14 protein-coding genes are annotated in these 13,244 nt (G+C 73.5%); 8 read left to right on the top strand and 6 right to left on the bottom strand.

From position 1 onward, the window contains the following. The first annotated feature begins 14 nt into the window (after positions 1-14). The 4 genes from OG802_RS08910 to OG802_RS08925 are packed head-to-tail and all read left to right on the top strand — an operon-like array spanning position 15 to position 3,379. Positions 15-776, top strand: coding sequence for an enoyl-CoA hydratase family protein (locus OG802_RS08910; RefSeq protein ID WP_329408820.1), 762 nt, complete (start codon positions 15-17; stop codon positions 774-776). After that, the gene (locus OG802_RS08915; RefSeq protein ID WP_329408822.1) at positions 769-1,605 is read left to right on the top strand and encodes a CoA transferase subunit A; all 837 of its coding nucleotides are present in this window, start codon (positions 769-771) and stop codon (positions 1,603-1,605) included. Before OG802_RS08910 ends, OG802_RS08915 begins: the two co-directional genes overlap by 8 nt. Then, positions 1,602-2,321: a CoA-transferase subunit beta gene (locus tag OG802_RS08920; protein ID WP_329408823.1), complete on the top strand. Its 720-nt coding sequence runs from the start codon at positions 1,602-1,604 to the stop codon at positions 2,319-2,321. The genes OG802_RS08915 and OG802_RS08920 overlap by 4 nt, the downstream gene beginning before the upstream one ends. Then, entirely contained in the window at positions 2,321-3,379 is a 1,059-nt protein-coding gene (locus OG802_RS08925; RefSeq protein WP_329408825.1) for an NAD(P)H-dependent flavin oxidoreductase, read from the top strand. The genes OG802_RS08920 and OG802_RS08925 overlap by 1 nt, the downstream gene beginning before the upstream one ends. On the opposite strand, the gene OG802_RS08930 is transcribed toward OG802_RS08925, so the two are convergent. The 3 genes from OG802_RS08930 to OG802_RS08940 all read right to left on the bottom strand — a co-directional run bounded on the left by OG802_RS08930 (position 3,363) and on the right by OG802_RS08940 (position 6,092). Next, positions 3,363-4,520, bottom strand: coding sequence for an acetyl-CoA C-acetyltransferase (locus OG802_RS08930; RefSeq protein WP_329408826.1), 1,158 nt, complete (start codon positions 4,518-4,520; stop codon positions 3,363-3,365). The two genes, OG802_RS08925 and OG802_RS08930, sit on opposite strands and share 17 nt — an antisense overlap. Positions 4,521-4,614: 94 nt before the next feature. Then, the gene (locus tag OG802_RS08935; RefSeq protein WP_329408828.1) at positions 4,615-5,277 is read right to left on the bottom strand and encodes a TetR/AcrR family transcriptional regulator; all 663 of its coding nucleotides are present in this window, start codon (positions 5,275-5,277) and stop codon (positions 4,615-4,617) included. Positions 5,278-5,303: 26 nt separating this feature from the next. Beyond that, the gene (locus OG802_RS08940) at positions 5,304-6,092 is read right to left on the bottom strand and encodes an SDR family oxidoreductase (protein ID WP_329408830.1); all 789 of its coding nucleotides are present in this window, start codon (positions 6,090-6,092) and stop codon (positions 5,304-5,306) included. A 60-nt stretch (positions 6,093-6,152) separates the two neighbouring features. On the opposite strand from OG802_RS08940, the gene OG802_RS08945 reads away from it, so the two are divergent. Continuing rightward, complete coding sequence (locus OG802_RS08945) at positions 6,153-7,295, top strand: acyl-CoA dehydrogenase family protein (protein ID WP_329408832.1); 1,143 nt, start codon at positions 6,153-6,155, stop codon at positions 7,293-7,295. Between the two features lie 23 nt (positions 7,296-7,318). Beyond that, positions 7,319-8,278 carry an acyl-CoA dehydrogenase family protein gene (locus tag OG802_RS08950; RefSeq protein ID WP_329417004.1) on the top strand — a complete coding sequence of 320 codons (960 nt, stop codon included), beginning with the start codon at positions 7,319-7,321 and terminating at the stop codon, positions 8,276-8,278. 75 nt (positions 8,279-8,353) lie between these two features. Here the strand turns inward: OG802_RS08950 and OG802_RS08955 are convergent, their stop codons facing one another. Continuing rightward, a complete protein-coding gene (locus OG802_RS08955; RefSeq protein ID WP_329408834.1) occupies positions 8,354-8,845 on the bottom strand; it encodes an FBP domain-containing protein in 492 nt (163 codons plus the stop codon). A 121-nt stretch (positions 8,846-8,966) separates the two neighbouring features. Here OG802_RS08955 and OG802_RS08960 point away from each other — a divergent pair, with 121 nt between their 5' ends. Further along, positions 8,967-9,539, top strand: coding sequence for a TetR/AcrR family transcriptional regulator (locus OG802_RS08960; RefSeq protein ID WP_329408836.1), 573 nt, complete (start codon positions 8,967-8,969; stop codon positions 9,537-9,539). Between the two features lie 64 nt (positions 9,540-9,603). Here OG802_RS08960 and qcrB read toward each other — a convergent pair whose 3' ends face one another. Then, the gene (gene qcrB / locus OG802_RS08965; RefSeq protein ID WP_329408837.1) at positions 9,604-11,358 is read right to left on the bottom strand and encodes a cytochrome bc1 complex cytochrome b subunit; all 1,755 of its coding nucleotides are present in this window, start codon (positions 11,356-11,358) and stop codon (positions 9,604-9,606) included. 93 nt (positions 11,359-11,451) lie between these two features. Beyond that, positions 11,452-12,174, bottom strand: coding sequence for a vWA domain-containing protein (locus OG802_RS08970; protein ID WP_329408838.1), 723 nt, complete (start codon positions 12,172-12,174; stop codon positions 11,452-11,454). 118 nt (positions 12,175-12,292) lie between these two features. Here OG802_RS08970 and OG802_RS08975 point away from each other — a divergent pair, with 118 nt between their 5' ends. Next, positions 12,293-13,243, top strand: a complete 951-nt coding sequence (locus tag OG802_RS08975) for a chitosanase (RefSeq protein WP_329408841.1) — start codon at positions 12,293-12,295, stop codon at positions 13,241-13,243. The last annotated feature ends 1 nt before the right edge of the window (position 13,244 follow it).

The raw sequence follows: 13,244 nt of genomic DNA on the forward strand, positions 1-13,244 counted from the left end.
TAGCTGATGCTTCCATGGGTGTCTCCACCTCGTCCCCGGAAAAGGGGATTTCGCTGGTCGTGGTCGACTTCCCGCCGGTGAACGCGCTGCCGGTGGCCGGCTGGTTCGCGCTCGCGGACGCGGTGCGCGCGGCGGGCCGGGATCCGGCGACGCGGTGCGTGGTGCTCGCGGCCTCGGGCCGGGGGTTCAACGCGGGCGTCGACGTCAAGGAGATCCAGGCGCGGGGCGGGCCGGCGCTGGTGGGCGCGAACCGCGGCTGCTTCGAGGCGTTCGCGGCGGTGTACGAGTGCGAGGTCCCGGTGGTGGCGGCGGTGCGGGGCTTCTGCCTGGGCGGCGGGATCGGTCTGGTGGGCAACGCGGACGTGATCGTGGCGAGCGAGGACGCCGTGTTCGGGCTGCCGGAGCTGGACCGGGGCGCGCTGGGCGCGGCGACGCATCTGGCCCGGCTGGTGCCCGGGCATCTGCTGCGGGCCCTGTACTACACGGCGCGCACGGTGTCGGCGGCCGAGCTGCACGCGCACGGCTCGGTGTGGCGGGTGGTCGCGCCGGACGGACTGGAGCGGGCGGCGCTGGAGCTGGCCGGGGAGATCGCGGCGAAGGACGGTGAGCTGATGCGGCTGGCGAAGGCGGCTCTCAACGGCATCGATCCCGTCGACGTGCGGCGCAGTTATCGCTTCGAGCAGGGCTTCACCTACGAGGCGAGCGTCGCCGGCGTCGCCGACCGGGTGCGCGACACGTTCGGTTCGGCGGCCGACGGAAGGGGCCGGGATGAGTGACAAGACGATGAGCGCCGAGGAGGCCGTCTCCCGGCTGGAGAGCGGCATGACGGTCGGCATCGGCGGCTGGGGGTCGCGGCGCAAGCCGATGGCGCTGGTGCGGGCGCTGCTGCGCTCGCCGGTCACGGACCTGACGGTGGTGTCGTACGGGGGCCCGGACGTCGGCATGCTCGCGGCGGCCGGGCGGGTGCGCAGGGTGGTCGCCGCGTTCGCCACCCTCGACTCGATCCCGCTCGAGCCGCACTACCAGGCGGCCCGTGAGCGGGGGGCGTTCGAGCTGACGGAGGTCGACGAGGCGATGTTCCTGTGGGGGCTGCGCGCGGCGGCGCACCGGTTGCCGTTCCTGCCGGTGCGCGCGGGCCTCGGCTCGGACGTGATGCGGGTCAGTCCGGGGCTGCGGACGGTGACGTCGCCGTACGAGGACGGGGAGACGTTCGTGGCCATGCCGGCGTTGCGGCTGGACGCGGCCCTGGTGCACGTCAACCGGGCCGACCGGCGGGGCAACGGGCAGTATCTGGGCCCGGATCCGTACTTCGACGACCTGTTCTGCGAGGCCGCGGACGCGGCGTACGTCAGCTGTGAGCGGATCGTCGACACGGCGGAGCTGACGAAGGAGGGGCCGCCGCAGTCGCTGCTGATCAGGCGGCACACGGTGACGGGGGTCGTGGAGGCGCCCCAGGGCGCGCACTTCACGTCGTGCGCGCCGGACTACGGGCGGGACGAGGCGTTCCAGAAGGTGTACGCGACGACGCCGTGGCCGCAGTTCGCGGCGCGGTTCCTCGCGGGGGACGAGCGGGCGTACCGGGCGGCGGCCGGGGAGGCGACGTGAGCGCGGTGACGCGGGCGGAGTACTGCGTGGTCGCGTGCGCGGAGGCGTGGCGGGGGGCGGGCGAGATCCTGGCGAGTCCGATGGGCGTGATCCCCTCGGTCGGCGCGCGGCTGGCCCGGTGCACGTTCTCGCCGGAGCTGCTGCTGACCGACGGCGAGGCGCTGCTCGTCGGGGTGGACGGCGTGGTGGAGGGCTGGCTGCCCTACCGGTCGCATCTGGAGCTGGTCATGGGGGGCAGGCGGCACGTGATGATGGGCGCGAGCCAGATCGACCGGTTCGGCAACCAGAACATCTCCTGCATCGGCGACTGGGAGAAGCCGGTGCGCCAGTTGCTGGGGGTGCGGGGTGCGCCGGTCAACTCCCTGAACAATCCGACGAGTTACTGGGTGCCACGGCATTCGCGGCGGGTGTTCGTGGAGCGGGTCGACATGGTGTGCGGGGTGGGCTACGACCGTGCGGACGGGGCGCGGCACCACCGCATCCCGCGGGTGGTCTCCGACCTCGGCGTCTTCGACTTCGCGACTGCGGACCGCTCGATGCGGCTGGCGTCGCTGCATCCGGGGGTGAGCGTGGAGGAGGTGCGCGGGGCGACGGCGTTCGAGCTGGCGGTGCCGGAGCGGGTGCCGTTCACGCGGGAGCCGACGGCCGAGGAGCTGCGGTTGATCCGTGAGGTGATCGATCCGGACGGGGTCCGCGCGCGGGAGGTCGCCGGCTGATGGAGACGGCCTTGACCCGGCTGGTCGGGGTGCGCCACCCGATCGTGCAGACCGGGATGGGATGGGTGGCGGGGCCGCGGCTGGTGTCGGCGGCGGCGAACGCGGGGGCGCTGGGCGTGCTGGGGTCGGCCACGATGACGCTGGACCAGTTGCGGGCGGCGGTGCGGGAGGTGCGGGCGCGCACGGACGCTCCGTTCGGCGTCAATCTGCGGGCCGACGCGGCGGACGCGGGCGACCGGGTGCGGATCGTCGTCGACGAGGGGGTGCGGGTGGCGTCGTTCGCGCTCGCGCCGTCCCGTGAGCTGATCGCCGAGCTGAAGGGGGCCGGCGTGGTCGTGATGCCGTCGGTCGGGGCGCGCCGGCATGCCGAGAAGGTCGCCGCGTGGGGGGCGGACGCGGTGATCGTGCAGGGCGGGGAGGGCGGCGGGCACACCGGCGAGGTGGCGACGACGGTACTGCTTCCGCAGGTGGTGGACGCGGTGGACGTGCCGGTCGTGGCGGCGGGCGGGTTCTTCGACGGCCGGGGGCTGGCGGCGGCGCTGGCGTACGGGGCGGCGGGCGTGGCCATGGGCACCCGGTTCCTGCTCACGTCGGACTCGCCGGTCCCGGACGCGGTGAAGGCGCGCTATCTGGCGGCGGGCGTGCGGGACGTCACGGTCACCCGGGCGGTGGACGGTCTTCCGCACCGCATGCTGCGCTCGGAGCTGGTGGGGGCGCTGGAGGACGCGGGGCGTGCCGCGGCCCTGCTGCGGGCGGTGCGGCACGCGGCCGCGTTCCGCAGGCTGTCGGGGCTGACCTGGCGGCAGATGGTGCGCGACGGCCTGGCGCTGCGGCACGGCAAGGATCTGTCCTGGAGTCAGGTGCTGCTCGCGGCGAACACGCCGATGCTGTTGCGGTCGGCGATGGTGGAGGGGCGCACGGATGCGGGGGTGATGGCGTCCGGGCAGGTCGCCGGGGTGATCGGCGACCTGCCGTCGTGCGCGGAGCTGGTGGGGCGGGTGATGGGGCAGGCGGAGGGGGTGCTGGCGTCGCTGGAAGGTTTCAGAGCCGTTCGATGACGGTCACGTTGGCCTGGCCGCCGCCTTCGCACATGGTCTGGAGGCCGTAGCGGCCGCCGGTGCGTTCGAGTTCGTGCAGGAGGGTCGTCATCAGTTTGGCGCCGGTCGCGCCGAGGGGGTGGCCGAGGGCGATGGCGCCGCCGTTGACGTTGACCCGGTCGGGGTCGGCGCCGGTCTCCTTCAGCCAGGCCAGGACGACGGGCGCGAAGGCCTCGTTGATCTCGACGAGGTCGATGTCGTCGATCGTGAGGCCGGTCTTCTTCAGGGCGTGCGCGGTGGCCGGGATGGGGGCGGTGAGCATGCGGACGGGGTCCTCGCCGCGTACGGAGAGGTGGTGCACGCGCGCGCGGGGGCGCAGTCCGTGGATGCGCACGGCGGCCTCGGAGGCGAGCAGCAGGGCGGCCGCTCCGTCGGAGACCTGCGAGGAGCAGGCCGCGGTGACGGTGCCGCCGTCGATGACGGGCCTGAGCGCGGCCATCTTCTCCAGGGAGGTGTCCCGGCGCGGCCCTTCGTCGGCGGTGACGTCGCCGAGGGCGGCGGTCTCGCGGGTGAAGCGGCCCTCGTCGAGGGCGCGGACGGCGCGCCGGTGCGAGCGCAGGGCGAACTCCTCCTGGTCGCGGCGGGTGATGTCCCACTTGGCGGCGATCATCTCGGCGCCGGCGAACTGGTTGACGGGCCGGTCGCCGTAGCGGGCGCGCCAGCCCTCGCTGCCCGCGAAGGGGCCCTGGGTGAAGCCGAGCGGTGCGGCGGCCTGCCGGGTGGCGAAGGCGATCGGGATCTGGGACATGTTCTGCACGCCGCCCGCGACGACCAGGTCCTGGGTGCCCGACAGGACGCCCTGCGCGGCGAAGTGGACGGCCTGCTGCGAGGAGCCGCACTGGCGGTCCACGGTCACGCCGGGCACCTCCTCGGGCAGTCCCGCGGCCAGCCAGCAGGTCCGCGCGATGTCCCCGGCCTGGGGTCCGACGGTGTCCAGGCAGCCGAAGACGACGTCCTCGACGGCCGCGGGGTCGACGCCCGCGCGGGCGAGGAGTTCCTTGAGGACGTGCGCCCCGAGGTCGGCCGGGTGCACCCGGGACAGACCTCCCGCGCGCCGCCCCACGGGGGTACGGACCGCTTCGACGATGTAGGCCTCGGCCATGGCGACTCCCTCGGGGGAAGGGGCGGTTGCTCGGACTGTTCTCCTGCGGCTGTGCTCGTGCGGTCGTCGGTCTGCGCTGCCGGCCGGCGGCTGTTCAGGCGGGGCGGCCTTGGGTGTGCGGCGGTTCGCCCGGGGCCGGCCGGTCCGGCTGTCGTACGGCGATGCCGTCCAGCACCATCGACAGGTACTGGCGGGCGATCTCCTCGGGGCTGTGCTGTCCGCCGGGCCGGTACCAGGAGGCGGCGACCCAGACGGTGTCGCGGACGAAGCGGTAGGTGAGCCGGACGTCGAGGTCGGCGCGGAACACGCCGTCCGCCACGCCGCGTTCCAGTGTGGACAGCCACGCCTTCTCGAATCTGCGCTGCGACTCGGCGAGGAACGCGAACCGTTCCTGCGCGACGAGCTGGCGGCTCTCCTTCTGGTAGATCGCGACGGCGGCGCGGTGCCGGTCGATCTCCCGGAACGACTCGGTGACCAGCGCTTCGAGGGTCTCGCGAGGGCCCTCCCCGGCGGCCAGGACGGTGTCGTAGCCGCTCCACAGCTCGTCGAGGAAGGTGCGCAGGATCTCCTCGAGCATCGACTCCTTGGAGTCGAAGTGGTAGTAGAGGCTGCCCGCGAGCATGCCCGCGTGGTCGGCGATCTTGCGCACGGTGGTGGCGTTGTAGCCCTGCTCGGCGAAGACCTCGGCGGCCGTGTCGAGCAGTTCGCCGCGGCGCGCGGGCGCGGCGGTCACCTGGGGCTTCTTCTTGGTCGGCACGGGTCCATTGTGGGCTGCTCCGGTCGTCAGGCGTGCTGGCTGCTGACGGCGACGACCTCGCCCGTCATGTACGAGGAGTAGTCCGAGGCCAGGAAGACGATCACGTTGGCCACCTCCCAGGGCTGCGCGTAGCGTCCGAAGGCCTCGCGTTCGGTGAGCTGTTCCAGCAGTTCGGGGGTGGTGACCTTCACGAGGTGGGGGTGCATGGCCAGGCTCGGCGCGACGGCGTTGACGCGCACCCCGTGGGGGGCCGCCTCGACGGCGGCGCAGCGGGTCAGGGCCATCACGCCCGCCTTGGCGGCGGCGTAGTGCGCCTGTCCGGCCTGGGCGCGCCAGCCGGCGACGGAGGCGTTGTTGACGATGACGCCGCCGCCGCTCGCGCGCATGAGCCGCAGGGCGGCCCTGGTGCAGCGGAAGGTGCCGTTCAGGGTGACGTCGAGGACCCGTGTCCACTGGTCGTCGCTCATGTCGGCGAGGGGTGCGGTGCCGCCCAGTCCGGCGTTGTTGACGACGACGTCCAGCCGTCCGTGGGCGGCGACGGCGGCGTCGAACAGGGCGCGTACCTGGCGCTCGTCGGTGACGTCGCAGGGCTGTGCCGTGACCGCGTCGGGCCCGAACTCCTCGGCGAGTTCCGCCTCGTGGGCCTTGAGCCGGCGCGGGTGGGCGTCGCTGATCAGGACGCGGGCGCCCTCTTCGAGGAAGCGGCGGGCGGTGGCCGCGCCGATGCCCGTGCCGGCGGCCGCGGTGACGACGGCGCCGCGTCCGTGGAGCAGCGCGTGCCCGGGAACGTACGGCGGACCCTCGACGTTCGTCATGACAGCACGCTAACCTACCAAACACTTGTTAGGGAAGAACGTCCGGGAAAGAGGGTGGCCGTGGACCTCGCACACTCCCCCGCCGACGAGGCGTTCCGCGCCGAGGCAAGGGCCTGGCTGCGCGCGCACGTGCCGGCGCGGCCGCTGCCGTCCCTGGAGACCGCCGAGGGCTTCGCCGCGCACCGCGCGTGGGAGGCCGAGCTGGCGGCCGGCGGCTGGTCGGCGGTGAACTGGCCGGAGCGCTACGGCGGCCGGGACTGCGGGCTGACGCGCTGGCTGCTGTTCGAGGAGGAGTACTGGGCGGCGGGCGCACCGGGCCGGGTCGGCCAGAACGGCGTGAGCCTGCTCGCCCCCACCCTGTTCGAGCACGGCACCGAGGAGCAGCGTTCCCGTGTGCTGCCCCCGATGGCCGCCGGCGAGGTCGTGTGGGCGCAGGCCTGGTCGGAGCCGGAGGCGGGCTCGGACCTGGCGTCGCTGCGCGCGAGGGCGGTCCGCGCGGACGGCGGCTGGCGGCTGAGCGGGCAGAAGGCGTGGTCCTCGCGCGCGGCGTTCGCCGACCGGGCCTTCGGCCTGTTCCGCACCGATCCCGGCGCGGACGCGCCGCACCGGGGCCTGGGCTACTTCATGTTCGACCTGCGGGCCCCCGGCGTCACGGTCCGCCCCGTCGGCCGCCTGGACGGGAAGCCGGCCTTCGCCGAGCTGTTCCTGGACGGGGTGTTCGTGCCGGACGAGGACGTGATCGGCCGGCCGGGCGAGGGCTGGCGCATCGCGATGTCGACGGCGGCCGACGAACGCGGGCTCACCCTGCGCTCCCCCGGCCGCTTCCTCGCCTCGGCCGCGCGACTGCACGCGCTGTGGCAGGACCGGGGCGGTCCGCCCGAGGCGGCGGACCGGGTCGCCGACGCCCTGATCGGTGCGCGCGCGTACCAGTTGTTCACCTGGGCGGCCGCCTCGCGCGTCCTGGCCGGCGAGCGGCTCGGACCGGAGTCGAGCCTGAACAAGGTGTTCTGGTCGGAGTACGACATCGCGCTGCACGAGACGGCGCTGGACCTGCTGGGCGAGGACGGCGAGACGGGCGACACCCCGTGGGCCGAGGGGTACGTCTTCGCGCTGGCCGGGCCGATCTACGCGGGTGCCAACGAGATCCAGCGCGACATCGTCGCCGAGCGCCTGCTCGGCCTGCCGAAGGGACGCCGCACATGACCTCCTCGCAGGCGCCCGTGCCGGTGCGGTTCCTGCTGGACGCCGAACAGCGGGCGTTCGCCCGGTCGCTGGACGCGATGCTGGGCGCGGCCGGCACGACGGCGGCGGTGCGCGACTGGAGCCGCGGGGACCGGGCGCGCGGCTGGGCGCTGTGGTCCCGGATAGCGGAGGCGGGCGTGTTCGCCCTGGCGGTCCCGGAGAAGTACGAGGGTCTCGGGCCGCGGCCGGTGGATCTGGTCGTGGCCTTCGTGGAGCTGGGGCGGCACGCGGTTCCGGGCCCGCTGGCAGAGACGGTCGCCGCGGCGGCCCTGCTGTCCGGGCCGGGGCCCGCCGAGCGGTTCCTCGCGGGGCTGGCCTCGGGCCGCTCGGCGGCGACGGTCGCCCGCGAGGGCCGCTACGCCCTGGACGGCGACGCGGTCACGCTCCGGCTGGCGCTGACCGCCGACGGCCTGCGGCTCGCGCCCGGTCACGGCCCGGTGCGGCCGTCCCTGGACCCGGCCCGGCGGCTGACCCGGCTGTCGCCGGGCGGCGAACTCCTCGACGCGGCGCCGGCCGTGGACCGCGCGCTGCGGTGGGCGCGCCTCGCCACGGCCGCCCAGGCCCTCGGCGTGGGCCTCGCGCTGCTGGAGCGGACGGTGGCGCATGTGCACCGGCGCGTGCAGTTCGGGGCGCCGATCGGCTCGTTCCAGGCGGTCAAGCACCGGCTGGCGGACGTGAAGATCGCCCTGGAGTTCGCCCGTCCCCTGGTGCTCGGGGCCGCCGTGACGATGACGGCGGCGGACGTGGCGGCGGCGAAGGCGAGCGCCGGCGAGGCGGCCTACGCGAGTGCGCGCGCCGCGCTCCAGCTGCACGGGGCGCTCGGCTACACGGCGGAGTACGACCTGTCGCTCTGGCTCACCAAGGCGGCCGCCCTGCGCACGGCATGGGGCACGCCCGGCGAGTGCCGGGCGGAGGTGCTGCGGGCCCACGGCCAGGTGCACTGATCACGAGCGCCTCACGCGGTCACCTCGGCGACGGACGAGCGTCTCACGCGGTCAGCTCGGCGACGAACGAGCGCCTCACGCGGTCACCTTGGCGACGAACGCGGCGAGGTTGGCCACGGTGCGGGCGATCTTCTCCTCCAGCGTGATCGTCTCGTGCAGCCGGGCCCCGGCGCCCGCGTCCCGCCTGCCCCGCACGTACAGCGAGCAGGCGAGGTCTCTGCAGATGTAGGCCCCCACGGAGTTGCCCTGCTGGCCGGCCCTGCCCGCCTTGGGGGCGACCATCAGGCTGACGCCGCCGGAGTGGGTGGTCAGGCACATCGTGCACATGCTGCGCCGGGACTGCCCCCAGCCGGAGGCGGTCGCGCGCAGCTGGAGGGCCCTGGGGCGACCGTCCAGTTCGACCGCGAGGTAGGCGCGGTCGGGGGCCTGGGGGTCGCGCCAGCCGAGGTAGTCCAGGTCGTCCCAGGGCCGGTCGGCCAAGTCGCGCGGCACGGCCAGGCGCTTGGCCTCGCCCTTGGTGCAGTTCACGAACGCGGCGCGGATCTGCTGTTCGGTCAGCGGCTTCATATCGTTCAGGCTAATTTGCCTAAAGCTTTTAGGCAAATGCTTAAGTCGTTACGGGTAGCGCATAATGACCGTCGGCGGACGGCTCGCTGCGGCAAGCCACCAAACCGGGCGGGAGACGACCATGGGGCGCGTAGGACTGAGCACGGAACGCCTGGTCAGGGCGGGTGCGGAACTGGCCGACGAGGTGGGCTTCGACCAAGTGACCGTCTCGGCGCTGGCCAGGCGCTTCGACGTCAAGGTCGCGAGCCTGTACTCGCACGTGAAGAACTCCGACGATCTGCGGACCCGGATCGCCCTGCTGGCGCTCGCCGAGCTGGCCGACCGGGGCGACGTCGCGCTGGCCGGGCGGGCCGGCAAGGACGCCCTGACCGCGCTGGCCGACGTCTACCGCGACTACGCCCGCGAGCACCCCGGCCGCTACGCCGCGGCCCAGCTGCGGCTGGACCCCGAGACGGCGGCCGCGAGCGCGGGCGGCCGGCACGCCCGGATGACCCGCGCGGTCCTGCGCGGCTACGACCTCGCCGAGCCGGACCAGACGCACGCCGTCCGCCTGCTCGGCAGCGTCTTCCACGGCTACGTCAGCCTGGAGCTGGGCGGCGGCTTCAGCCACAGCGCACCCGACACCCAGGAGACCTGGACCCGGATCCTGGACGCCCTCGACGTGCTGCTGCGCACCTGGCCCGCCGAGCGCTGAGGGCCGGCCACGGGCCGACGGGGCCGGGCGGGGGGCGGACGCGGGGGGACGGTCCGGGCGGACGTCAGTGCCCGGACCCCGCCCCCCGCCCCGGCCCGTCCCCGCGCCCCGGCCCGTCCCCGCGCCCCGGCCCGTCCCCGCGCCCCGGCCCGTGGCCGTGCCCCTGCCCGTGGCCCGCGGTCAGCTCCCGGTACTCCCGCGCGGTCGGCTTGGGGATGTGGCTGCCGGCGCCGAACATGACCCGCGCGAGACGCGCCCGCACCCGCTGGGCCGCGGTGACCGGCCGCCGCACACCGTTGTCGTCGACGAGCGGGCCGATCGCGTACGGCGGGTGCTGCTCGTGCTGGGTGAGCGTGAACAGCGCGCCCTGGCCGAGGGGTTCGTGGACCTCGACGTACTCGCCGTGCGGCAGCCGCCTGATGGTGCCCGTCTCCCGTCCGTGCAGCACCTTGTCGCGGTCGCGGCGCTGGAGCCCCAGGCAGATGCGTTTGGTCACGGTGAAGACGATCACCGGGGCGGCGAACACGGACACCCGCACGAACCAGGTGATCGCGTTGATGGACAGATGCAGATGCGTGGCCACGATGTCGTTGCCGCCGCCGATCAGCAGCACCGCGTACAGCGCCAGCCAGGCCGCCCCGAGCCCGGTGCGCACGGGCGCGTTGCGCGGCCGGTCCAGGATGTGGTGCTCGCGCCGGTCCCCGGTGATCCACGCCTCGACGAACGGGTAGACGCCGATGGCGAGCAGGATCAGCGGGAAGAGGGAGAACGGGATCAGCACGCCCAGCTCCAGGGTGTGGCCCCAGGCGTTGATCTCCCATCCCGGCATCACCCGGATCAGCCCCTCGGAGAAGCCGAGGTACCAGTCGGGCTGGGCGCCGGTCGTCACCAGGTCCGGGCGGTAGGGCCCGAACGCCCACACCGGGTTGACGCTCGCGATCGCGCCCATCACCGCCAGCACGCCGAAGACGAGGAAGAAGAATCCGCCCGCCTTGGCCATGTAGACCGGCATGAACGGCATGCCCACCACGCTCTTCTGGTCGCGGCCGGGCCCCGGGTACTGGGTGTGCTTGTGGAAGAACACCAGGATCAGGTGGGCCACGACGAGCCCCAGCATGATCCCGGGCAGCAGCAGCACATGGATCGGGAAGAACCGCGAGATGATGTCGTGCCCCGGGAACTCCCCGCCGAACAGGAAGAACGACAGGTACGTGCCGACGATCGGCACGGACAGGATCGCCCCGTCCGCGAACCGCACCCCGGTGCCGGACAGCAGGTCGTCCGGGAGCGAGTAGCCGGTCAGGCCGGTGAGGATGCCGAGGAACAACAGCAGCCAGCCGAACACCCAGTTGACCTCGCGCGGCTTGCGGAACGCGCCGGTGAAGAACACCCGCATCATGTGCACGAGCATCCCGGTGACGAAGACCAGCGCCGCCCAGTGGTGGATCTGCCGGATCAGCAGCCCGCCGCGCACGTCGAAGCTGATGTGCAGGGTCGACTCGTAGGCCTTCGTCATGGTGACGCCGTTGAGCGGGACGTACGTGCCGTGGTAGACGACCTCGGCGCTGCTCGGCTCGAAGAACAGGGTGAGCCAGACGCCGGTCAGGAGCAGGACGAGGAAGCTGTACAGGCAGATCTCGCCCAGCATGAACGACCAGTGGTCCGGGAACACCTTGCGCAGATTGGCCTTCGCCAGCGTGTACAGGCCCAGCCGGCCGTCGGCCCAGTCGGCGACCCGCTCACCCCGGCCGGGCTCGCCCCGTCGCCCCGAACTCCCCCCGCCCGCTCCCTCGTTCACCGATATCGCGCTGTCGGCCATGCGCCGTCGCCTCCCCCTCGGATCAACCTCCTCAGGGTGCCACGGGGGACCGGCCGAGCCAACGGTGCGGACGTCGGCGGGCGGTGGGCCCGGCTACGCCGTGACGATCCCTTGGGCCCGCGCGGCCGCCAGCCACTGCGGGAACTCGCGCACCAGCCGGTCGTACAGGTCGGCGTCCGCGACCGCTCGCGGATCCGGGCCGGCGTGGAAGAAACCGGCGTTGTCGACGACCCGTTTCGCCGGCACGGGCAGTTCGTCGAGCCTGCGCAGGAAGTCGAACTGCTTGCTGCCGCGGTCGCCGAAGCCGACGAACTGCCAGAACAGCGGCAGCTTCGCGGCCTTGCAGAGATACCGTTCGGCGGCGAGCTTGTTGATCGGTCCGCCGTCGGTCTGGAAGACGACGAAAGCGGGATCCTTCGCACCGCTGTCGAGGTAGTGGTCGATGACGGCGTCCATGGCCAGGTGGTAACTGGTCTTCCCCATGTGCCCGAGTCCGGCCACGATGCGGTCCACGCGGCCGAGGTGGTCGTCGAGGGCGATCTCGGTGACGGCGTCGACGTCGGTGGAGAAGACGACGACCGGCACCCGCCCGTCGTCGTCGAAATGCGCCGACAGCCCCAATACCCGGTCGGCCAGGGCCTGCACGCTGCCGTCCCGGTAGTACGGCTTCATCGACCCCGAGTAGTCGACGACGAGATACACGGCGGCCCGCTGGCCGTCGAGACCGTGCTCGGCGAGGGACGCTCCGGCGTGCTTGTAGAGGTCGACCAGCGCGGGCGCGGCCTGCTGGACCTTCGTGAGACTGATCGCGGCCATGGCGCAAAGCCTCCCACACAGGCCGCTGTTCACCCGCCTGTTCGCCCGTCTGTTCGCACATCGGCCAATGAGGATGAAATGACAAAGAACGCGACATGCCCGCTCTAGGGTGTGCGGCATGAAACGTGCCGCCCTGGTCTGCGCCGCAGTGGCGTCGACGGTGTACCTGCTCATCCCCTCGCAGACCGCAGGCCCCTCCCAGGACGAGGACCCGGTGCGGCGCGAACGCCCCGCACAGGCCGAACGCCGCCCGCAGCCCGCCCGTTCGGCGTCTTCCGCACCGCCCGCACGGTCCGCATCGGCGTCACCCCCCGCCCGGCCCGCCCGGCCCGCCCGGCCGGCGGCCGGGAGAGGGGCGGCGCCCGGTCTGGCCGCTCCCGCCCACAAGGAAGTCGCCCAGCAGATCGTGGCCAGCGCGGAGAACGGCACCCTCGACTGGCGCGGCGCGTACGGCTATGTCGAGGACATCGGCGACGGCCAGGGCTACACGGCCGGCCTGATCGGCTTCTGCACCGGCACGAGCGATCTGCTCTCCCTCGTCGGGGACTACACCCGCGCCCACCCCGGCAACGCGCTCGCCCCCTACCTGCCCGCCCTGCGCCGCGTCGACGGCACCGACTCGCACGAGGGCCTCGACCCCGGCTTCCCGGACGCCTGGCGCGCCGAGTCCCGCGTCCCCGCCTTCCGGGCCGCGCAGGACGCCGAGCGCGACCGCGTCTACTTCGATCCGGCGGTGCGCCGGGGCCGGGCCGACGGGCTGGGCGCGCTGGGCCAGTTCATCTACTACGACGCCCTCGTCTTCCACGGCCCCGGCACGGGACCGACCAGCTTCGACGGCATCCGCGCCCGTGCGATGCGCCAGGCCCGCACCCCGGCCCAGGGCGGCGGCGAGACCGCCTACCTCGACGCGTTCCTCGACGCCCGCCGCCGCGCCATGATCGTCCGGCACCCCGGCGTCGACACCTCACGCGTCGACACCACCCAGCGCCGCTTCCTGCGCGAGGGCAACCTCGGCCTGCGGCCGCCGTTGCGCTGGCAGGTCTACGGGGAGACGTTCCGGGTTCCGTAGG

This window comes from Streptomyces sp. NBC_00704 (genome assembly GCF_036226605.1).
GTDB lineage: Bacteria > Actinomycetota > Actinomycetes > Streptomycetales > Streptomycetaceae > Streptomyces.